The organism is Enterobacter sp. BNK-29 (assembly GCF_048684785.1).
Lineage (GTDB): Bacteria > Pseudomonadota > Gammaproteobacteria > Enterobacterales > Enterobacteriaceae > Enterobacter > Enterobacter cloacae_M.
Genome location: NZ_JBLQTU010000001.1, coordinates 2,341,779 through 2,363,478 on the forward strand (window position 1 = coordinate 2,341,779; position 21,700 = coordinate 2,363,478).

The 21,700-nt window shown below is 57.9% G+C and carries 20 protein-coding genes; 16 read left to right on the forward strand and 4 right to left on the reverse strand.

The annotated features are described in order from the left end of the window. Positions 1-34: 34 nt before the first annotated feature. A complete protein-coding gene (gene panM, locus ACMGGX_RS11165; protein WP_023334145.1) occupies positions 35-418 on the reverse strand; it encodes an aspartate 1-decarboxylase autocleavage activator PanM in 384 nt (127 codons plus the stop codon). A 424-nt stretch (positions 419-842) separates the two neighbouring features. On the opposite strand from panM, the gene livK reads away from it, so the two are divergent. The 10 genes from livK to ugpQ all read left to right on the forward strand — a co-directional run bounded on the left by livK (position 843) and on the right by ugpQ (position 11,017). Next, positions 843-1,952 (forward strand): high-affinity branched-chain amino acid ABC transporter substrate-binding protein LivK, encoded by a 1,110-nt coding sequence (livK, locus tag ACMGGX_RS11170; protein ID WP_039264148.1) that lies wholly within the window; start codon positions 843-845, stop codon positions 1,950-1,952. Positions 1,953-1,998: 46 nt separating this feature from the next. Next, entirely contained in the window at positions 1,999-2,925 is a 927-nt protein-coding gene (gene livH / locus ACMGGX_RS11175) for a high-affinity branched-chain amino acid ABC transporter permease LivH (RefSeq protein ID WP_008500099.1), read from the forward strand. After that, complete coding sequence (locus ACMGGX_RS11180) at positions 2,922-4,199, forward strand: high-affinity branched-chain amino acid ABC transporter permease LivM (RefSeq protein WP_420298368.1); 1,278 nt, start codon at positions 2,922-2,924, stop codon at positions 4,197-4,199. Before livH ends, ACMGGX_RS11180 begins: the two co-directional genes overlap by 4 nt. Continuing rightward, complete coding sequence (gene livG / locus ACMGGX_RS11185; protein WP_023310024.1) at positions 4,196-4,963, forward strand: high-affinity branched-chain amino acid ABC transporter ATP-binding protein LivG; 768 nt, start codon at positions 4,196-4,198, stop codon at positions 4,961-4,963. Before ACMGGX_RS11180 ends, livG begins: the two co-directional genes overlap by 4 nt. Position 4,964: 1 nt before the next feature. Next, on the forward strand, positions 4,965-5,678 hold the full coding sequence (gene livF, locus ACMGGX_RS11190) for a high-affinity branched-chain amino acid ABC transporter ATP-binding protein LivF (RefSeq protein ID WP_008500102.1): 714 nt from the start codon (positions 4,965-4,967) through the stop codon (positions 5,676-5,678). 351 nt (positions 5,679-6,029) lie between these two features. Then, positions 6,030-7,346 (forward strand): sn-glycerol-3-phosphate ABC transporter substrate-binding protein UgpB, encoded by a 1,317-nt coding sequence (gene ugpB, locus ACMGGX_RS11195; RefSeq protein ID WP_023310025.1) that lies wholly within the window; start codon positions 6,030-6,032, stop codon positions 7,344-7,346. A gap of 126 nt (positions 7,347-7,472) precedes the next feature. Next, positions 7,473-8,360 (forward strand): sn-glycerol-3-phosphate ABC transporter permease UgpA, encoded by an 888-nt coding sequence (ugpA, locus tag ACMGGX_RS11200; protein WP_033144396.1) that lies wholly within the window; start codon positions 7,473-7,475, stop codon positions 8,358-8,360. After that, positions 8,357-9,202: a sn-glycerol-3-phosphate ABC transporter permease UgpE gene (ugpE, locus tag ACMGGX_RS11205; protein WP_126797429.1), complete on the forward strand. Its 846-nt coding sequence runs from the start codon at positions 8,357-8,359 to the stop codon at positions 9,200-9,202. Before ugpA ends, ugpE begins: the two co-directional genes overlap by 4 nt. Position 9,203: 1 nt before the next feature. Beyond that, the gene (locus ACMGGX_RS11210) at positions 9,204-10,274 is read left to right on the forward strand and encodes a sn-glycerol-3-phosphate import ATP-binding protein UgpC (protein WP_348562224.1); all 1,071 of its coding nucleotides are present in this window, start codon (positions 9,204-9,206) and stop codon (positions 10,272-10,274) included. After that, on the forward strand, positions 10,271-11,017 hold the full coding sequence (gene ugpQ, locus ACMGGX_RS11215) for a glycerophosphodiester phosphodiesterase (RefSeq protein ID WP_029742186.1): 747 nt from the start codon (positions 10,271-10,273) through the stop codon (positions 11,015-11,017). Before ACMGGX_RS11210 ends, ugpQ begins: the two co-directional genes overlap by 4 nt. Here the strand turns inward: ugpQ and ACMGGX_RS11220 are convergent. Next, on the reverse strand, positions 11,001-11,378 hold the full coding sequence (locus tag ACMGGX_RS11220) for a DUF2756 family protein (protein ID WP_033144399.1): 378 nt from the start codon (positions 11,376-11,378) through the stop codon (positions 11,001-11,003). The genes ugpQ and ACMGGX_RS11220 overlap by 17 nt on opposite strands. A 123-nt stretch (positions 11,379-11,501) precedes the next feature. Between ACMGGX_RS11220 and ggt the strand changes: the two genes are divergently transcribed. Continuing rightward, positions 11,502-13,247, forward strand: coding sequence for a gamma-glutamyltransferase (gene ggt, locus ACMGGX_RS11225; RefSeq protein ID WP_073001667.1), 1,746 nt, complete (start codon positions 11,502-11,504; stop codon positions 13,245-13,247). A gap of 88 nt (positions 13,248-13,335) precedes the next feature. Here ggt and yhhY read toward each other — a convergent pair whose 3' ends face one another. Then, positions 13,336-13,824, reverse strand: a complete 489-nt coding sequence (gene yhhY, locus ACMGGX_RS11230; protein ID WP_181594199.1) for an N-acetyltransferase — start codon at positions 13,822-13,824, stop codon at positions 13,336-13,338. Positions 13,825-14,080: 256 nt separating this feature from the next. Between yhhY and ACMGGX_RS11235 the strand changes: the two genes are divergently transcribed. The 5 genes from ACMGGX_RS11235 to gntU all read left to right on the forward strand — a co-directional run bounded on the left by ACMGGX_RS11235 (position 14,081) and on the right by gntU (position 19,032). Then, a complete protein-coding gene (locus ACMGGX_RS11235; RefSeq protein WP_348562227.1) occupies positions 14,081-15,118 on the forward strand; it encodes an oxidoreductase in 1,038 nt (345 codons plus the stop codon). A gap of 123 nt (positions 15,119-15,241) precedes the next feature. Then, positions 15,242-15,937: a pirin family protein gene (locus ACMGGX_RS11240; protein ID WP_003861565.1), complete on the forward strand. Its 696-nt coding sequence runs from the start codon at positions 15,242-15,244 to the stop codon at positions 15,935-15,937. Between the two features lie 101 nt (positions 15,938-16,038). After that, entirely contained in the window at positions 16,039-17,034 is a 996-nt protein-coding gene (gene gntR / locus ACMGGX_RS11245) for a gluconate operon transcriptional repressor GntR (protein WP_021242747.1), read from the forward strand. Positions 17,035-17,160: 126 nt separating this feature from the next. After that, entirely contained in the window at positions 17,161-17,688 is a 528-nt protein-coding gene (gntK, locus tag ACMGGX_RS11250; RefSeq protein ID WP_008503362.1) for a gluconokinase, read from the forward strand. Positions 17,689-17,691: 3 nt separating this feature from the next. Continuing rightward, positions 17,692-19,032, forward strand: coding sequence for a gluconate transporter (gene gntU / locus ACMGGX_RS11255; protein ID WP_181594201.1), 1,341 nt, complete (start codon positions 17,692-17,694; stop codon positions 19,030-19,032). A gap of 118 nt (positions 19,033-19,150) precedes the next feature. Here the strand turns inward: gntU and plsB are convergent, their stop codons facing one another. After that, on the reverse strand, positions 19,151-21,571 hold the full coding sequence (gene plsB / locus ACMGGX_RS11260) for a glycerol-3-phosphate 1-O-acyltransferase PlsB (RefSeq protein ID WP_029741579.1): 2,421 nt from the start codon (positions 21,569-21,571) through the stop codon (positions 19,151-19,153). Positions 21,572-21,700 lie beyond the last annotated feature (129 nt).

A 21,700-nucleotide genomic window follows, 5' to 3' on the forward strand; every position in this document is an offset into this window, starting at 1 on the left:
GCCGGGTAAGGCGCAGCCGCCACCCGGCTTTCTTTTAGCGCTTCTCCCACCCGCTCTCCTGCGCCGTAAACCCTAACGCCTGCATAAACGCCGCCATCACGCCGCGGTCTTCCACGCCCACGTCAGCCATCCACCATGAGGTCACGCTCGGGTTTTCGCGGATCACTTCTTCAATTAAATACTGTCCCACACCGCGACGACGGGTGACGTCACGCACGCGCAGCGAGTCCAGCGCCCCTTCTGTACCGCTCAGGGTCACGCGAACCGCAGCCAGCAGGCGTTCGTTAAAACGCGCGGCATAAATGCGGTGGGTCTCATCAACGCGCAGCGACGAAGGGGAATATTCCGGCCAGATCTTGCCCAGGTCGATATGATCCTGGTCGCTAAAGGTCACCAGACGCACGATAGTCAGTTTCATTAGCCACTTGTCCAAATCAGATTGAGTAGGGGCAGTGTACTCAATTTATTCACCCAGCGGCTTCCTCTTTTTATTCTCATTAACCAGGTGATTAGTTTTTTGGCAACGCGATGGGCAGTTTGAAAACACATGGATCGAAAAATAAGCAGAATTTTAACCTGAACGGTAGTGATTTATTCGGCGCTTTGTACCGTTATTTTATGCTGCAAACTGCACTTTTATTTGTTTATCTCTGCCTGATTTCAGAATATTATCTTTGCTTAATCGCCTGAAAAATAGAGATTTTAGTCTGGTTTTTGACAAAAACCTGCGCTAAACCATTAAAGGCACTGGTAAAAATAGCGTTGTTCATTAAAAGTACAGAATGCTTTTTAACCATAATAAAACAAAATATAAACACGACATCACGAATGGGGATTCAGAGATGAAAAGGAACGCGAAGACGTTAATCGCGGGGATGGTCGCACTGTCGATCTCGCATGCCGCTATGGCAGACGACATTAAAGTTGCGGTAGTGGGGGCGATGTCCGGCCCTGTTGCCCAGTGGGGTGACATGGAGTTCAACGGCGCGCGGCAGGCCATCAAAGACATCAACGCTAAGGGCGGCATCAAAGGCGACAAGCTGGTGGGCGTGGAATATGACGACGCCTGCGATCCGAAACAGGCCGTCGCGGTCGCCAACAAAATCGTCAACGACGGTATTCAGTATGTGATCGGCCACCTGTGCTCATCCTCCACGCAGCCGGCGTCTGATATCTACGAAGACGAAGGCATTCTGATGATCACCCCTGGCGCAACGAACCCGGAACTGACCCAGCGCGGCTACCAGCACATTATGCGTACCGCCGGTTTGGACTCCTCGCAGGGTCCCACCGCCGCCAAATACATCCTCGAGACCGTTAAGCCACAGCGCATTGCCATTATTCATGACAAACAGCAGTACGGCGAAGGCCTGGCGCGCTCCGTGCAGGACGGCCTGAAAAAAGGCGGCGCGAACATCGTCTTCTTCGACGGCATTACCGCCGGTGAGAAAGACTTCTCCGCGCTGATTGCCCGCCTGCAAAAAGAGAATATCGATTTCGTTTACTACGGCGGCTATTACCCGGAGATGGGGCAGATGCTGCGTCAGGCGCGCGCCACCGGTCTGAAAACCCAGTTTATGGGGCCAGAGGGCGTGGGCAATGCCTCCCTGTCAAACATCGCGGGGGATTCTGCCGAAGGCATGCTGGTGACGATGCCAAAACGCTATGACCAGGATCCGGCCAACAAGGCTATCGTGGATGCGCTCAAGGCGCAGAAGAAAGATCCGAGTGGTCCGTACGTCTGGATCACCTACGCGGCCGTACAGTCTCTGGCCACCGCGCTGGATCGCTCCGGCAGCAAAGAACCGCTGGATCTGGTTAAAGATTTAAAAGCACACGGGGCGAACACCGTGATTGGGCCGCTGAACTGGGATGAGAAAGGCGATCTGAAGGGATTTGAGTTTGGTGTCTTTAAGTGGCACGCCGACGGTTCATCCTCGGCCGCCAAATAATTATCCCACCGCCCGGCATGACGGGCGGGTATAAAAAGGTTTGCATATGTCCGAGCAGTTTCTCTATTTCCTGCAGCAGATGTTTAACGGCGTTACGCTGGGAAGCACCTACGCGCTGATCGCCATCGGCTATACGATGGTTTACGGCATTATCGGCATGATCAACTTCGCCCACGGCGAGGTGTACATGATCGGTAGCTACGTCTCCTTTATGATTATCGCCGCTCTGATGATGATGGGCATCGACAGCAGCTGGCTGCTGGTCGCCGCCGGGTTTGTCGGCGCGATTGTGATTGCCAGCGCCTACGGCTGGAGCATTGAGCGCGTGGCCTACCGGCCGGTGCGCAGCTCCAAGCGTTTGATTGCGCTGATTTCCGCGATCGGGATGTCGATCTTCCTGCAAAACTACGTCAGCCTGACCGAAGGCTCGCGCGACGTGGCGCTGCCAAGCCTGTTTAACGGCCAGTGGATCGTGGGGGCCAGCGAAAACTTCGCGGCCTCTATCACCACCATGCAGCTGGTTATCTGGGTCGTGACCTTTATTGCGATGCTCGCCCTGACGCTGTTCATCCGCTACTCGCGTATGGGACGCGCCTGCCGCGCCTGCGCGGAAGACCTGAAGATGGCGAGCCTGCTCGGCATCAACACCGACCGCGTGATTGCCCTGACCTTCGTGATTGGCGCCGCGATGGCGGCGGTGGCGGGTGTCCTGCTCGGCCAGTTCTACGGCGTGATCAACCCGTACATCGGCTTCATGGCTGGGATGAAAGCCTTCACCGCGGCGGTTCTGGGCGGTATCGGCAGTATTCCGGGCGCGATGATCGGTGGCCTGATCCTGGGCGTGGCGGAAGCGCTCTCCTCGGCGTACCTGAGCACGGAGTATAAAGACGTGGTGTCGTTTGCCCTGCTGATTCTGGTTCTGCTGGTGATGCCTACCGGTATTCTGGGCCGTCCGGAGGTAGAGAAAGTATGAAACCGATGCATTTTGCAATGGCGCTGCTCTCTGCCGCCATGTTCTTCGTGCTGGCCAGCGTCTTTATGGGCGTCCAGCTTGAGCTGAATGGTACCAAACTGGTTGTCGATACCGCAGCTGACATCCGCTGGCAGTGGGTATTTATCGGTACGGCCGTGGTGTTCCTGTTCCAGCTGCTGCGTCCGCTGTTCCAGAAGACGCTGAAAAACGTCTCCGGTCCGAAATTCGTGCTGCCGGCAATCGACGGTTCTACGGTTAAGCAGAAGCTGTTCCTCGTGGCGCTGCTGGTGGCCGCCGTGGCGTGGCCGTTTGTGGTGTCTCGCGGCACCGTGGATATCGCCACGCTGACTATGATCTACGTGATTCTCGGCCTCGGTCTGAACGTGGTCGTGGGGCTCTCGGGCCTGCTGGTGCTGGGCTACGGCGGCTTCTACGCCATCGGCGCCTATACCTTCGCGCTGCTGAACCACTATTACGGCCTCGGCTTCTGGACATGCCTGCCGCTGGCGGGGCTGGTCTCTGCCGCCGCCGGTTTCCTGCTTGGCTTCCCGGTACTGCGCCTGCGCGGTGACTACCTGGCGATTGTGACCTTAGGCTTCGGCGAAATCGTCCGTATCCTGCTGCTTAACAACACCGAAGTGACCGGCGGCCCGAACGGCATCAGCCAGATCCCGAAACCGACCTTCTTCGGCCTGGAGTTCAGCCGTACCGCCCGCGAAGGCGGCTGGGATACCTTCAGCAACTTCTTCGGCGTGAAGTATGACCCGTCCGACCGCGTGATCTGGCTCTATCTGGTGGCGCTGCTGCTGGTGGTGATTACCCTGTTCGTGATCAACCGCCTGCCGCGCATGCCGCTGGGCCGCGCGTGGGAAGCGCTGCGTGAAGATGAGATCGCCTGCCGCTCCCTGGGCCTGAACCCGACCCGCATCAAGCTGACCGCGTTCACCATCAGCGCCGCGTTTGCTGGTTTCGCCGGAACGCTGTTTGCCGCGCGTCAGGGCTTCGTTAGCCCGGAATCGTTCACCTTCGCCGAATCCGCCTTTGTGCTGGCAATTGTGGTGCTCGGCGGGATGGGCTCGCAGTTTGCCGTTATCCTCGCGGCCATCCTGCTGGTGGTCTCGCGCGAGCTGATGCGCGACTTTAACGAATACAGCATGCTGATGCTGGGTGGTTTGATGGTGCTGATGATGATCTGGCGTCCGCAGGGTCTGCTGCCGATGACCCGTCCACAGCTGAAGCTGAAGAACGGGCAAGCGAAAGGAGAGCAGGCATGAGTCAGCCATTATTATCCGTTAACGGCCTGATGATGCGTTTTGGCGGCCTGCTGGCGGTCAACAACGTGAATCTGGATCTGCACAAGAAAGAGATTGTCTCGCTGATTGGTCCGAACGGCGCGGGGAAAACCACGGTCTTTAACTGCCTGACCGGCTTCTACAAGCCAACGGGCGGCACCATCATGCTGCGCGATCAGCACCTGGAAGGGCTGCCGGGCCAGCAGATTGCCCGCATGGGCGTGGTGCGTACCTTCCAGCACGTGCGTCTGTTCCGCGAGATGACGGTGATTGAGAACCTGCTGGTGGCACAGCATCAGCAGCTAAAAACCGGGCTGTTCTCCGGCCTGCTGAAAACCCCGGCCTTCCGCCGCGCGCAGGATGAAGCGCTTGACCGCGCCGCCACCTGGCTCGACCGAATTGGCCTGCTGCAGCACGCCAACCGTCAGGCGAGCAACCTGGCCTACGGTGACCAGCGTCGTCTGGAAATCGTGCGCTGCATGGTGACGCAGCCGGAAATCCTGATGCTCGACGAACCGGCGGCAGGGCTCAACCCGAAAGAGACCAAAGAGCTGGACGAGCTGATTGCCGAGCTGCGCGACAGTCACGACACCACCATCCTGCTGATTGAGCACGACATGAAGCTGGTGATGGGCATTTCGGACCGTATCTACGTGGTAAACCAGGGCACGCCGCTGGCAAACGGCACGCCGGAAGAGATCCGCAACAACCCGGACGTGATCCGCGCATACCTTGGTGAGGCATAAGATGGAAAAAGCGATGTTAACGTTCGACAAGGTCAACGCGCACTACGGCAAGATCCAGGCGCTGCACGACGTCAGCCTGCATATCAATCAGGGGGAAATCGTGACCCTGATTGGCGCCAACGGCGCGGGCAAAACCACGCTGCTCGGCACCCTGTGCGGCGACCCGCGCGCCACCAGCGGGCGGATTGTGTTCGATGGTAAAGACATTACCGACTGGCAGACTGCCAGAATCATGCGCGAGGCGGTGGCGATTGTTCCGGAAGGGCGCCGCGTCTTCTCCCGCATGACGGTGGAAGAGAACCTGGCGATGGGCGGTTTCTTCGCTCACCGCGATGAATACCAGACCCGCATCAAGTGGGTATACGAACTCTTCCCGCGCCTGTGGGAGCGCCGCATCCAGCGTGCCGGCACCATGTCCGGCGGTGAGCAGCAGATGCTGGCGATTGGCCGCGCGCTGATGAGCCAGCCGCGCCTGCTGCTGCTGGACGAACCGTCGCTCGGTCTGGCGCCGATCATCATCCAGCAGATTTTCGACACCATCGAGCAGCTGCGCAAAGAGGGGATGACCATCTTCCTCGTCGAGCAGAACGCCAACCAGGCGCTGAAGCTCGCCGACCGCGGCTACGTGCTGGAGAACGGCCGCGTGGTGCTGGAGGATACCGGCGACGCGCTGCTGGCGAACGAAGCGGTGCGGAGCGCGTATCTGGGCGGCTAGGTAAAAGCAAAAAGGCAACGCAAGTTGCCTTTTTTAATGTTTGCTCCCTCTCCCCGTGGGAGAGGGTCGGGGTGAGGGCACCAGACCGCACGAGGTAAAAGCAAAAAGGCAACGCAAGTTGCCTTTTTTAGTGTTTGCTCCCTCTCCCCGTGGGAGAGGGCTGGGGTGAGGGCACCAGACCGCACCCAAACCACACCCCCATCCCCCTTCACACAACCATCATCCCCCTGACGCCTGGCTGTCACTTATCTGTAAACAAACAGTTATTTTTCTGTAATTCGAGCATGTCATGTTACCTCGCGAGCATAAAACGCGTGATATCGCGCATCCGGCACAATAAGAGAGATGACAATGACATCGTTACGACACACAGCTTTGGGTCTGGCACTGGGTCTGGCTTTTGCGACGAACGCAATGGCTGTGACCACCATTCCGTTCTGGCATTCCATGGAAGGGGAGTTGGGTAAAGAAGTTGACTCCCTGGCGCAGCGTTTCAACGACACCCATCCGGATTACAAAATTGTGCCGGTGTACAAAGGCAACTATGAGCAGAGCCTGAGCGCGGGCATCGCCGCCTTCCGTACGGGTAACGCACCGGCCCTGTTACAGGTTTATGAAGTGGGTACCGCCACCATGATGGCCTCCAAAGCCATCAAACCGGTGTATGAAGTGTTCAAAGAAGCGGGCATCAACTTCGACGAGTCGCAGTTCGTGCCGACCGTAGCGGGTTACTACACCGATTCCAAAACCGGCCATCTGCTGTCTCAGCCGTTTAACAGCTCCACGCCGGTGCTCTACTACAACAAAGACGCCTTCAAAAAAGCAGGTTTAGACCCGGAGCAGCCGCCAAAAACCTGGCAGGACCTGGCGGAGTACACCGCGAAGCTGAAAGCGGCGGGGATGAAGTGCGGCTACGCCAGCGGCTGGCAGGGCTGGATCCAGATTGAAAACTTCAGCGCCTGGCACGGCCTGCCGGTTGCGACCAAAAACAACGGCTTCGACGGCACCGACGCGGTACTGGAGTTCAACAAGCCGGAGCAGGTGAAGCATATCGCGCTGCTTGCCGATCTGAACAAGAAGGGCGACTTCAGCTACTTCGGGCGTAAAGACGAATCCACCGAGAAGTTCTACAACGGCGACTGCGCCATTACCACCGCCTCTTCCGGCTCGCTGGCGGATATCCGCCACTACGCCAAATTCAACTACGGCGTGGGCATGATGCCGTACGACGCTGACGTGAAGGGCGCGCCGCAGAACGCCATCATCGGCGGGGCGAGCCTGTGGGTGATGCAGGGTAAAGACAAAGGCACCTACAAAGGCGTAGCCGAGTTCCTCGATTTCCTGGCGAAGCCTGAAAACGCCGCCGAATGGCATCAGAAGACCGGCTACCTGCCGATCACCAAAGCCGCGTACGACCTGACCCGCGAGCAGGGCTTCTACAGCAAGAACCCGGGCGCGGACATCGCAACGCGTCAGATGCTGAACAAGCCGCCGTTGCCGTTCACCAAGGGCCTGCGTCTGGGCAACATGCCGCAGATCCGCACCATCGTGGATGAAGAGCTGGAAAGCGTGTGGACCGGTAAGAAAACGCCACAGCAGGCGCTGGATTCTGCGGTAGAGCGCGGGAATCAGCTGCTGCGCCGCTTTGAGCAGTCGACCAAATCGTAATTCAAACCTGCCCCTCACCCTAACCCTCTCCCAAAGGGGAGAGGGGACTGCGCGGAGCCGTCTTTTCTCCCTCGCCCCTTTGGGGAGAGGGCCGGGGTGAGGGGTGAATACCTACAGAGCAAACCTATGTCATCATCCCGTCCGGTGTTCCGTTCCCGCTGGCTGCCCTATCTTCTGGTCGCGCCGCAGCTGGTCATCACCGTTATCTTCTTTATCTGGCCTGCGGGCGAAGCGCTGTGGTACTCGGTACAAAGCGTCGACCCGTTCGGGCTTTCCAGCCAGTTTGTCGGCCTGGACAACTTCACCGCGCTGTTCCACGACAGCTACTACCTGGACTCCTTCTGGACGACGATGAAGTTCAGCGCGCTGGTGACCGTCAGCGGTCTGGTTGCCTCGCTGTTTTTCGCCGCGCTGGTGGACTACGTGGTGCGCGGCAGCCGTATTTATCAAACCCTGATGCTGCTGCCTTACGCCGTGGCTCCCGCCGTCGCCGCCGTGCTGTGGATTTTCCTGTTTAACCCCGGTCGCGGGCTGATTACCCACTTCCTGGCAGAGTTCGGCTACGACTGGAACCACGCCCAAAACAGCGGCCAGGCGATGTTCCTGGTGGTGTTCGCCTCGGTGTGGAAGCAGATCAGCTATAACTTCCTGTTCTTCTTTGCCGCGCTGCAGTCCATTCCGCGTTCGCTGGTGGAAGCCGCTGCCATCGACGGGGCTGGGCCCATTCGTCGCTTCTTCAGGCTGTCGCTGCCGCTGATCGCCCCGGTGAGTTTCTTCCTGCTGGTGGTTAACCTCGTGTACGCCTTCTTCGACACCTTCCCGGTGATCGACGCGGCGACCGCAGGCGGCCCGGTGCAGGCGACCACGACGCTTATCTATAAGATCTATCGCGAAGGCTTCGCCGGTCTGGATCTCTCCGCCTCTGCCGCGCAGTCGGTTGTGCTGATGTTCCTCGTCATCATCCTCACGGTGGTGCAGTTCCGCTATGTCGAAAGTAAGGTGCGCTACCAATGATTGAGAACCGTCGCGGGCTGACGATTTTCAGCCATACCATGCTGATTTTAGGGATTATCGTCATCCTCTTCCCGCTGTACGTGGCCTTTGTTGCCGCCACGCTGGACACTAAAGCGGTGTTCGACACGCCGATGACGCTGATCCCCGGCGGGCATCTGTTCGAAAACATGAAGACCATCTGGACCCGGGGCGTGGGCGCCAACAGCGCGCCGTTCTGGCTGATGATGCTCAACAGCTTCATCATGGCGTTTGGCATTACGGTCGGCAAAATTACGGTGTCGATGCTTTCGGCCTTCGCCATCGTCTGGTTCCGCTTTCCGCTGCGTAACCTCTTCTTCTGGATGATTTTTATCACCCTGATGCTGCCGGTAGAGGTGCGTATCTTCCCGACGGTGGAGGTGATCGCCAACCTGAAGATGCTCGACAGCTACGCGGGCTTAACCCTGCCGCTGATGGCCTCGGCGACCGCCACCTTCCTGTTCCGCCAGTTCTTTATGACCCTGCCGGACGAGCTGATTGAAGCGGCGCGCATCGACGGCGCGTCGCCGATGCGCTTCTTCCGCGACATCGTGCTGCCGCTGTCGAAAACCAACCTTGCGGCGCTGTTTGTGATCACCTTTATCTACGGCTGGAACCAGTACCTGTGGCCGCTGCTGATTATTCAGGACGTCAACCTCGGCACCGCCGTGGCGGGCATCAAAGGCATGATCGCCACCGGCGAAGGCACCACCCTCTGGAACCAGGTGATGGCGGCGATGCTGCTCACCCTTATCCCACCCGTAGTCATTGTTTTAGCCATGCAGCGCGCGTTTGTCCGCGGCCTGGTCGATAGCGAGAAATAAGATGGCAGGTTTAAAACTTCAGGCAGTAACCAAAAGCTGGGACGGTAAAACCCAGGTGATCCAGCCGCTGACGCTCGACGTGGCGGACGGAGAATTCATCGTGATGGTCGGCCCGTCCGGCTGTGGCAAATCCACCCTGCTGCGCATGGTGGCTGGGCTGGAGCGCGTGACCTCCGGGGATATCTGGATTGATCGTCAGCGCGTCACCGAAATGGAGCCAAAAGACAGGGGCATCGCGATGGTGTTCCAGAACTACGCCCTCTATCCGCACATGAGCGTGGAAGAGAACATGGCCTGGGGGCTGAAAATCCGCGGCATGGGCAAAGGCCATATCGACGAGCGGGTGAAAGAGGCGGCGCGCATTCTCGAGCTGGACGGCCTGCTGAAGCGCCGCCCGCGCGAGCTCTCCGGCGGCCAGCGCCAGCGCGTGGCAATGGGGCGCGCCATCGTGCGCGATCCGGCGGTATTCCTGTTCGACGAGCCGCTGTCTAACCTCGACGCCAAGCTGCGCGTGCAGATGCGTCTTGAGCTGCAGCAGCTGCACCGTCGTCTGAAAACCACCTCTCTGTACGTCACCCACGATCAGGTCGAAGCCATGACCCTCGCCCAGCGCGTAATGGTGATGAACAAAGGCATCGCCGAGCAGGTTGGCACGCCGGTGGAAGTGTACGAGAAACCGGCCACCCGCTTTGTGGCGAGCTTTATCGGCAGCCCGGCAATGAACCTGCTGGAAGGGCGTATCAGCAACACGGGCACGCATTTTGAGCTGGAAAGCGGGATGGCATTGCCGATCAACTGGTACTATCGTGGCTACGCCGGGCGTAAGATGACGCTCGGTATCCGCCCGGAACATATTGGTTTAACCTCTCAGGCGGACGGCGGCGTGCCGCTGGTGATGGACACGCTGGAGATGTTGGGTGCAGATAACCTGGCGCACGGGCGCTGGGGCGAGCAAAAAATGGTGGTGCGCCTGGCGCATCAGGAGCGTCCGAAAGCAGGCAGCACGCTGTGGCTGCACCTGCCGGAAAACCATCTGCACCTGTTTGACAGTGAAACAGGACAACGAGTATGAGCAACTGGCCTTATCCCCACGTCGTCGCCCACCGGGGCGGCGGTAAGCTGGCGCCGGAAAACACCCTGGCGGCGATTGACGTTGGCGCGCGCTACGGTCACACGATGATCGAGTTCGATGCCAAGCTGTCGAAAGACGGCGAAATTTTCCTGCTGCATGACGATAACCTCGAACGCACCAGCAACGGCTGGGGCGTGGCGGGTGAACTGCCGTGGCGCGATCTGCTGAAGGTGGACGCCGGAAGCTGGTACAGCGGCGAATTCAAAGGCGAACCGCTGCCGCTGCTGGCGGAAGTGGCCGATCGCTGTCGCCAGCACGGCATGATGGCCAATATCGAAATCAAACCGACCACCGGCACCGGGCCGCTGACGGGCAAAGTCATTGCCCTGGCCGCGCGCGAGCTGTGGGAAGGGATGACCGCTCCGCTGCTGTCATCATTTGAAATCGATGCGCTGGAGGCCGCACAGGCGGCCGTGCCGGAGCTGCCGCGCGGGCTGCTGCTTGACGAGTGGCGCGAGGACTGGCGCGAGCTGACGGCACGCTTAGCGTGCGTTTCTATCCATCTCAACCACAGGCTGCTGGATGAGGCGCGGGTGAAGATGCTGAAGGACGCGGGCCTGCATATTCTGGTCTACACGGTTAACAAACCCCAGCGCGCAGCCGAACTGCTGCGCTGGGGCGTGGACAGCATCTGTACCGATGCAATCGACCTGATCGGCCCGGACTTTAGTTCTGCGGATTAAGCATACTGCCATTCGACTGCGGCGGCAGCATGTGCTGCTGTCCGCTGCCTGACGACGTCATTCCTCCTAACATCCCGCCGTTTTTATTCGGCAGCGGCTGCTCGCGCACCTGCCCCTGCTGCACGCGCTGGGTGTTGGCGTTCATCTGATTTTGCAGGCTTTGCTGCTGCATCTGGGTCTGCGTTTTAAGCTGCTGATTAAGCATCCCTTTCTGCTGCTGTTGCTGGCTCATCATCTCCGTCTGCATACGCTGCTGGCTCGGGATGACATAACCCTGCTGGTTTGGGTTGTTCATGGTGTTAAGCGGCTGTGCGAGCGCGGCAAACGGGATCAGCGCCGTAAGGATCCATAAGCGTTTCATTGTCATTTCCTCCTTTTGAGGTCTCTCTTAAGTTTACCCCGATTTCACCATGACGATGATTTTTTAGGAGTTGTGAACCAGGCTTAAGCGGGGAATATGGACCCTATCACCTGGAGAACAATAATGATGAAACCAACGTTTTTGCGCTGGGTCGCCATCGCCGCGCTGATGGCAGGCGGTACATTTAGCGTGGCGGCCAACCCGCCAGCGGCGCCTCCGGTCTCTTACGGCGTGGAGGAAGATGTTTTTCATCCCGTGCGGGCAACCCATGGCATGGTGGCGTCAGTGGATGCCCTGGCAACAAAAGTGGGCGTCGATATTCTCAGGCAGGGCGGTAACGCGGTGGATGCTGCGGTCGCTGTCGGCTATGCGCTGGCGGTGACGCATCCGCAGGCGGGGAACCTGGGCGGCGGCGGTTTTATGATGCTGCGCACCAAAGACGGCAAAACCACCGCCATCGATTTCCGAGAAATGGCGCCTTCTCAGGCGTCCCGCGATATGTTCCTCGACGATCAGGGTAACCCTGACAGCAAAAAATCCCTGACTTCGCACCTCGCCACCGGTACGCCGGGCACCGTTGCGGGCTTCTCGCTGGCGCTGGAAAAATACGGCACGATGCCGCTGAACAAGGTGGTGCAGCCTGCCATCAAGCTGGCGCGCGACGGCTTTGTGGTAAACGATGCGCTGGCGGACGATCTCAAGACCTACGGCAGCGAAGTCATTCCGAATCACGAAAACAGCAAGGCCATCTTCTGGAAAGACGGTGAGCCGCTGAAGAAGGGCGACAGGCTGGTGCAGAAGAACCTCGCCAAAAGCCTGGAGCTGATTGCGGAGCACGGCCCGGACGCCTTCTACAAAGGGGCGATTGCCGACCAGATTGCCGAAGAGATGCAGAAGAACGGCGGGCTCATCACCAAAGCGGATCTGGCGGAATACAAGGCGGTGGAGCGCGAGCCAATTAGCGGCACCTATCGCGGCTACGAGGTCTTCTCCATGCCGCCGCCGTCCTCCGGCGGGATCCACATCGTGCAGATCCTCAATATTCTCGAAAACTTCGATATGCACAAGTTCGGCTTCGGCAGCGCGGACGCCATGCAGGTGATGGCGGAAGCGGAAAAACGCGCCTACGCCGACCGGTCGGAATATCTCGGCGATCCGGACTTCGTGAAGGTGCCATGGCAGGCGCTGACCAACAAGGCGTATGCCAAATCCATTGCCGATCAGATCGACATCAACAAGGCCAAACCGTCGAGCGAGATCCGCCCCGGCAAGCTGGCGCCGTATGAAAGCAACCAGACCACCCACTTCTCGGTGGTGGATAAAGACGGTAACGCGGTGGCGGTGACGTACACGCTCAACACCACCTTCGGCACCGGGATTGTGGCGGGCAACAGCGGCATTCTGCTGAACAACGAGATGGATGACTTCTCTGCCAAACCGGGCGTGCCGAACGTCTACGGGCTGGTGGGCGGCGATGCGAATGCGGTAGGGCCGAAGAAACGTCCGCTGTCGTCTATGTCGCCCACCATTGTCGTGAAAGACGGGAAAACCTGGCTGGTAACCGGCAGCCCTGGCGGCAGCCGTATTATCACCACCGTGCTGCAGATGGTGGTGAACAGCATCGACTTTGGGATGAACGTCGCCGAAGCGACCAACGCCCCGCGTTTCCATCACCAGTGGCTGCCGGACGAGCTGCGCGTGGAGAAGGGCTTTAGCCCGGACACCATCAAGCTGCTTGAACAGCGCGGGCAGAAGGTGGCGGTGAAGGAGGCGATGGGCAGCACCCAGAGCATTATGGTCGGGCCGGACGGGGCGCTGTTTGGCGCGTCGGATCCGCGGTCGGTGGATGATTTGTCGGCGGGGTATTGATGGTTTGCCGGGTGGCGGCTTCGCCTTACCCGGCCTACGTTTTTCATTCCCTCTCCCTGTGGGAGAGGGTTAGGGTGAGGGCAACAAACTACTTCATTCGCGCCATATAATACGCGTCAACATACTCGCCGTTGCGCAGGGCATAGCGTTTGCCGGTGCCTTCAATTTCGAACCCGTGTTTTTTGTACACCGCAATTGCCGGTTCGTTATCGACAAATACCGTCAGCTCAATGCGGTCAACGCGCAGCCAGTTATCGCACATATCAATCATGGTGCGCATCAGAGCGCTGGCAACGCCCCGGTTTTGCCACTGCGCGCCGACACAAATCCCAAAATCAGCCACATGGCTGCGGCGCGGGCGTTGCGCGACGACGATGCACAGATGGCCAGCTACATGACCGTCTATGCAGGCGACGAGCTGCTTGATGCCGGCCTGGTCGGATAGCCGTTCTTGCCACATTTGCTCAGAGGGATGAGGAACCTGTAGCGTGTTGTGGTACACCTCCGGCTGGGCGTGGATCTGACGAATGGCGTCATAATCTTTCGGTTCCGCATGGCGTATCACTATCTCACTCATTCCTTATTCCTCAGTCAGTTAAACGTCCCTTCCAACATCAATGACTTTAAAATTTGAGTCAACCGCTATTTTTTGCAAAAAGTATTGGACAAGTGCGAATGAGAATGATTATTATTGCTCTGCATTCAGGAAGACCGCTACGGGAACCTGAAAGCACGACATTGCTCACATTGCTTCCAGTATTACTTTAGCCAGCTTTTAGCTGGCTTTTTTTTTGTTATGGTTAGACTCAGTAACCTTCCAAAAGGACTGAGCCATGACACTACATTGCGCATTTATTGGATTTGGTAAAAGTACGACCCGCTACCACCTGCCGTATGTTCTCAACCGTAAAGACAGCTGGCACGTGGCCCATATCTACCGCCGCCGCGCGAAGCCGGAAGAGCAATCCCCGCAGTATTCTCATATCCATTTCACCAGCGATCTTGATGAAGTTCTTAACGACCCGCTGGTCAAACTGGTTGTCGTCTGCACCCACGCCGACAGCCATTTTGACTATGCGAAACGCGCGCTGGAAGCGGGCAAAAACGTGCTGGTGGAAAAACCGTTCACCCCGACCATCGCCGAAGCAAAAGAGCTGTTCGCGCTGGCGAAAAGTAAAGGCCTGACCGTTACGCCGTATCAGAACCGTCGCTTTGACAGCTGCTTCCTGACGGCAAAAAAGGCGATTGAAAGCGGCAAGCTGGGCGACATTGTGGAAATCGAAAGCCACTTCGATTACTACCGTCCGGTAGCGGAAACCCAACCCGGCCTGCCGCAGGACGGCTCGTTCTATGGTCTGGGCGTGCATACCATGGACCAGATCATCTCCCTGTTTGGCCGACCGGATCATGTCGCATACGACATCCGCAGCCTGCGTAATAAAGCCAACCCGGACGACACCTTTGAAGCGCAGCTGTTCTACGGCGACCTGAAGGCCATCGTCAAAACCAGCCATCTGGTGAAAATCGACTATCCGAAATTTATCGTTCACGGCACCCGAGGCTCGTTCATCAAGTACGGCATCGACCAGCAGGAGACCAGCCTGAAGGCCAACATCATGCCGGGTGAGCCGGGCTTTGCGGCGGATGATTCCGTGGGCATGCTGGTGTACGTGAACGATGAGGGCGTGACGGTGAGAGAAGAGTTGAAACCGGAAATTGGCGACTATGGCCGCGTCTACGATGCGCTGTATGAAACTCTCACAACCGGCGCGCCGAATTACGTCAAGGAATCTGACGTTCTGACCAACCTGGAAATCCTCGAGCGAGCCTTCGAGCAGGCTTCTCCTGCCACGGTAACCCTCGCGAAATAAGCAAAAACGGCTCCTCTGCGCTTGTTCATAATTTTTGAACAGAGGAGTCAATTTTCACCCTCTATGATCCCAGGCGGTTTGCGTCCACACTTACTCCATCGAAACGAACTGAGGGTGAAAACAATGATCTACTTACGCAAAGCAAACGAACGTGGTCACGCGAATCATGGCTGGCTGGACTCATGGCATTCATTCTCGTTTGCCGACTACTACGACCCGAACTTCATGGGCTTCTCCGCACTGCGCGTGATTAACGACGACGTGATTGATGCAGGCCAGGGCTTCGGTACCCACCCGCACAAAGACATGGAAATCCTGACCTATGTGCTGGAAGGGGCGGTGGAACACCAGGACAGCATGGGTAACAAAGAGCAGGTTCCGGCGGGCGAGTTCCAGATTATGAGCGCGGGTACCGGGGTGCGTCACTCCGAGTACAACCCGAGCAAAACGGAAAAACTGCACCTGTATCAAATCTGGATCATTCCAGAAGAGACCGGCATCACGCCGCGCTACGAGCAGCGCCGCTTCGACGCGAAACAGGGCAAACAGCTGGTGCTGTCCCCGGATGCGCGTGAAGGTTCTCTGAAGGTTCATCAGGATATGGAGCTGTACCGCTGGGCGCTGGCGAAAGACGAACAGTCTGTGCACCAGATTGCCGCCAACCGCCGCGTCTGGATCCAGGTGGTGAAAGGTGAAGTGTCCATCAACGGCACCAAAGCGACAACCGCCGATGGCCTGGCCGTCTGGGATGAGCAGGCGCTCTCCGTGCATGCCGACAGCGAAAGTGAAATTCTGCTGTTTGACCTGCCGCCGGTGTAATAAATCATAAATAAATGCCCATCCTTCCCTTTGACAGGGGAAGGATGGGCTTTGTCCGTGATAAACTGAGCAAATCTCTCACTTCAAGATTTCTCAGGACGATGAAAAAGAAACGCCCCGTACTTCAGGATGTCGCCGATCGCGTCGGTGTGACCAAAATGACGGTCAGCCGTTTTTTACGTAACCCGGAACAGGTTTCCGTGGCGTTACGTGGCAAGATTGCCGCTGCCCTTGATGAACTGGGTTATATCCCCAACCGCGCGCCCGATATTCTCTCCAATGCGACCAGCCGTGCGGTGGGCGTCCTGCTTCCTTCCCTGACCAACCAGGTTTTCGCCGAAGTTTTGCGCGGTATTGAAAGCGTCACCGATGCTTTTGGCTATCAGACCATGCTCGCCCACTACGGGTACAAGCCGGAGCTGGAAGAGGAACGTCTTGAATCGATGCTTTCCTGGAACATCGACGGCCTGATTTTAACGGAACGTACCCACACTGCCCGCACGCTTAAAATGATCGAAGTGGCCGGTATCCCGGTGGTGGAGCTGATGGACAGCCAGTCTCCGTGCCTCGACATCGCCGTGGGGTTCGATAACTTCGAAGCGGCGCGCCAGATGACGGCGGCCATCATCGCCCGTGGGCATCGTCATATCGCCTATCTGGGTGCGCGTCTTGATGAACGTACTATCATCAAACAGAAGGGATACGAGCAGGCGATGCTCGACGCGAACTTAACCCCCTACAGCGTGATGGTGGAGCAGTCCTCTTCCTATACGTCGGGTATTGAGCTGATGCGTCAGGCACGACGCGAGTATCCGCAACTGGACGGTATTTTCTGTACCAACGATGACCTTGCGGTTGGCGCGGCGTTTGAGTGTCAGCGTCTGGGGCTCAAGATCCCTGATGATATGGCAATTGCCGGTTTCCACGGCCACGACATCGGCCAGGTGATGGAGCCGCGGCTGGCGAGCGTCCTGACCCCGCGTGAACGTATGGGCCGCATTGGCGCAGAACGCCTGCTGGCGCGTATTCGTGGCGAGACGGTTACCCCAAAAATGTTAGATTTAGGTTTCACCTTGTCACCGGGTGGATCTATTTGAACTGACAAATTTGAAGTAGCTCACACTTATTCACTTCGCGCACGTTTGGATATTGCTTCTCTTTTGCCCCGGCAGGACAATGTTACCGATAACTGTTACCCGTAACAATTGACTGAGGGACACCCTTTGAGCACGACTAATCACGATCACCACGTCTACGTCCTGATGGGCGTTTCCGGTAGCGGGAAATCAGCCGTAGCCAGCGAAGTGGCGCATCAACTCCAGGCTGCGTTCCTTGATGGCGACTTCCTCCATCCGCGCAGCAACATCATGAAAATGGCGTCCGGCGAGCCGCTGAACGACGACGACCGCAAACCGTGGTTGCAGGCGCTGAATGACGCCGCGTTCGCTATGCAGCGTACCAACAAAGTCTCCCTGATCGTCTGCTCTGCACTGAAAAAAACCTACCGCGATCTGCTGCGCGACGGCAACCCGAACCTCTCTTTCATCTACCTGAAAGGAGATTTCGAGGTGATTGAAAGCCGTCTGAAGGCGCGTAAAGGTCACTTCTTCAAAACCCAGATGCTGGTGACGCAGTTCGAAGCGCTGCAGGAGCCGGGTGAAGACGAGAAAGACGTCTTAGTGGTTGATATCGATCAGTCACTGGAAGGTGTTGTTGCCAGCACCATCGAGGTCATTAATAAAAGGCAGTAAGTTTTGAGTACATTAACGCTAGTTTTGACAGCAGTGGGTTCCGTATTGCTGCTGCTGTTTTTAGTGATGAAGGCGCGTATGCACGCCTTTGTTGCTTTGATGGTGGTTTCTATAGGTGCAGGTCTCTTTTCCGGTATGCCGCTCGACAAGATCGCCGCGACGATGGAAAAAGGGATGGGAGGCACGCTGGGCTTCCTGGCGATTGTGGTCGCCCTTGGCGCGATGTTTGGCAAGATTTTGCACGAGACGGGCGCGGTCGACCAGATTGCCGTCAAGATGCTGAAGTCCTTCGGCCACAGCCGCGCGCACTACGCGATTGGTCTGGCTGGCCTGATTTGCGCGCTGCCGCTGTTCTTCGAAGTGGCCGTTGTGCTGCTGATAAGCGTCGCGTTCTCCATGGCGCGCCATACCGGCACTAACCTCGTTAAGCTGGTTATTCCGCTGTTTGCGGGCGTGGCGGCGGCCGCAGCGTTTCTGCTGCCGGGGCCTGCGCCGATGCTGCTGGCTTCCCAGATGCACGCCGACTTTGGCTGGATGATCCTGATTGGCCTGTGCGCGGCAATCCCGGGAATGATTATTGCCGGTCCGCTGTGGGGCAACTTCATCAGCCGTTACGTTGAGCTGCATATTCCGGACGACATCTCCGAGCCGCACCTGGGCGAGGGCAAAATGCCGTCCTTCGGCTTCAGCCTGTCGCTGATCCTGCTCCCGCTGGTTCTCGTGGGTCTGAAAACCATCGCCGCGCGCTTTGTGCCGGTGGGTTCCAGCGCCTATGAATGGTTTGAGTTCATCGGTCACCCGTTCACGGCGATCCTGGTGGCCTGTCTGGTGGCGATTTACGGCCTGGCGATGCGTCAGGGAATGCCGAAAGACCGGGTGATGGAGATCTGCGGTGCCGCGCTGCAGCCGGCGGGTATTATCCTGCTGGTGATCGGTGCCGGCGGCGTGTTCAAGCAGGTGCTGGTGGATTCCGGCGTGGGTCCGGCTCTCGGCGAAGCGCTGACCGGGATGGGCCTGCCGATTGCGGTAACCTGCTTCGTGCTGGCTGCTGCGGTGCGTATCATCCAGGGTTCCGCAACCGTGGCGTGCTTAACCGCCGTGGGTCTGGTGATGCCGGTGATTGAACAGCTGAACTACTCCGGGGCGCAGATGGCCGCGCTGTCTATCTGTATCGCGGGCGGTTCGATTGTGGTCTCTCACGTTAACGACGCGGGCTTCTGGCTGTTCGGGAAATTTACCGGCGCTACCGAAGCGCAAACCCTGAAAACCTGGACGCTGATGGAAACCATCCTCGGCACGACGGGTGCGATTGTCGGGATGATAGCCTTTACGTTGCTGAGCTGAATGCGGTGATTTAACAAGGCTCAAAAATAAGGCCCGGTAGCGTTAGCGCTTACCGGGCCTTTATATTATGCAGAACGCCAGGCCGGGTCAGGTGAAACCACCACCCGGCTTTTTCACATCACTCGCCCTGCGTCGCGCTCTCGATCGTCAAACGCACATCCGACGTAATGAGTTCGGCCAGCATCTGGTACACCTTCAGCGTCTCTTCCGGCTCGGCATCGCCCGTATCGCTGATGTAGCCTTCATCACGCAGCGTCAGGACCAGAGAGCTGAAGACCGCTTTGTCGAAGAACTCCGGGGCGTTAATGCCGTGCAGAACGGACAGGCGCTGTGCCAGCGTCCGGCTCTCTTTCTCCAGCGTACCGCGGTTGATAGACGGGTTCGCACTCAGCAGCCAGAACGTAATGGCGTAGCGCTGCAGCGTTTCGCGCGCGCCGGCCGCCAGCAGTTGCAGGGTACGGGAACGCGACGGATTGATGTGCAGCTCGTCGTTTGAAACGGCGATCAGCCCCTGACGACGCAGCTCTTCCGTCAGTTTGTCCAGTTCGCCCGCTAGCTCATCCTTGCTCCAGCGCAGGAACAGTTCCGCTTTCAGCATCGGATAGAGCGTCTCAACGTGACGCAATAGCTCCTGACGCGAAATACTGCGGTGCTGGGTGATGATAGCCGCCATGAGCGACGGCAGCATCAGCATATGGGTGATGTTGTTGCGGTAGTAAGTCATCAGCACTGCCTGCTCGCGCGGCAGAATGATGATGTCGCCGATCGTGTCCTTTTCGACTTCAAACTTGTTCATCTGCAACGCGTGATCGATAAGCTCACTGGCGGTAGCAGAAGGCACGGTTGAATCAACGGAATACGGCACGTTGCGCATCATGTCCAGATAGCAATCCAGCTGCTCCGTGAGCTGCTCGCGGGTCAGCGAGCGCTGACGCGAAGCCAGAAGCGCCGTACAGCACAGGTTCATGGCGTTAGCCGCACCGGCGTTGTTAATGCGCACCATCAGCTCGGACGCGATGCCGTTGACCGTTGGCGTCAGCCAGGCCGGACGAATCGCTTCGATAGGATCGATGGACTCGCGCCACTCGGGAACGTGATGGTTCAGGTACGTCATCAGCGGCATCGGTTCGCCGAAGTTCACGTAGCCCTGACCGAGATTGCGTAGCTTGCTCAAGCCGCGCAGCATCTGCGGCAGGCTCTCTTTCTCTTTGGTCGCACCGCGCAGCTCTTTGGCGTACGTGCCCACTTCCATCACGTGCTCATAGCCAATGTAGATTGGCACCAGCGTGATTGGACGGGTTCCTCCGCGCAGCATCGCCTGAATGGTCATCGACAGCGTGCCGGTCTTCGGATCGAGCAGACGTCCGGTACGGGAACGACCGCCCTCCACGAAGTACTCCACGGAATAGCCTCGGCTGAACAGCTCGCCCAGATATTCGCGGAACACGGTGGAGTAGAGCTTGTTGCCCTTGAAGGTGCGACGGATAAAGAACGCGCCCAGGCGGCGGAAAATCGGACCTGCTGGCCAGAAATTCAGGTTGATACCGGCAGCAATGTGCGGCGGTACCAGCCCCTGGTGATAGAGCACGTAGGAAAGAAGCAGGTAGTCCATGTGGCTGCGGTGGCAGGGAACATAGACAATCTCATGGCCATCATGCGCCAGCTGGCGTACGCGCTCGGCGTTATGAACGTTGATGCCCTGGTAGAGACGGTTCCAGGTAAAGCCGAGAATACGATCGGACAGGCGAATCATCTCGTAAGAGAAGTTCGCTGCAATCTCTTCCATCAGCGCAATGGCGTTCTGCTGGGCTTTCTCATGCGATATTTTCTTGCTGCGCGCTTCGTCTTCAACGGCGCGGGCAATCGCTTTGGAGGCCAGCAGCTTGTTGAACAGATCCTGACGCGCCGGGAGACGCGGCCCTACGGCAGCCAGGCGCTGGCGGGCGAAGTGCATACGCGCCACGCGCGCCAGTTTTTGCGCGATGATCTTGTCGGTACCGTGCTCGTCCGCCATTCGACGCAGCGAAACGGAAGGGGAGAAACGCACAAAGCTGTCGCGTCCCAGCCAGGAGACCGCGAAGAACTTCTGGATGCCGTTAAGCATGCGCAGCGGCGGGTTCTCTTCACCTTTTTCACGGCCTGGACGACGACCAAACATCACCGACACCGGCACCATCTGCACATCCAGATCGGGGTTGCTGCGGTGCAGGTCGAGATAGTCGTGGAACAGCTTGATGGACTCTTCTTTTGGCGTGTAGTAGGTAAATACGCGCGGTCCACCGTGAATGAACACGTAGCGCGGCAGCAGCGTACCGTCAACTTCAAGCGGTTCAAGCGGGTCAGGTAAGTCATGCGCCAGACACTGGGCGCGAAGCGTCAGTAAGTCTGCCTTCGAGTTATAAGGCAAAACGTACATAATAGGACGCGAGGTATCGAGCCCCAATTCCAGCGCGGGTTCTGCTGGGATAGACTTGCTTTTTACCAGGATGCTTAATGGTAAATTAAGTAATTTGTAGTAAATTCGTGGCCAGCCGGACATAAACGATGTAAAGCCTCTGGTTAATAATGCAATTGCGGCGCAAGGATAACAGAAAGCGCGCAAAATTTCTGTTGTTACCCGTCATACTTCAGGCTGTAGCGAAACGCGCTACAGTTCCTGTTACTGACG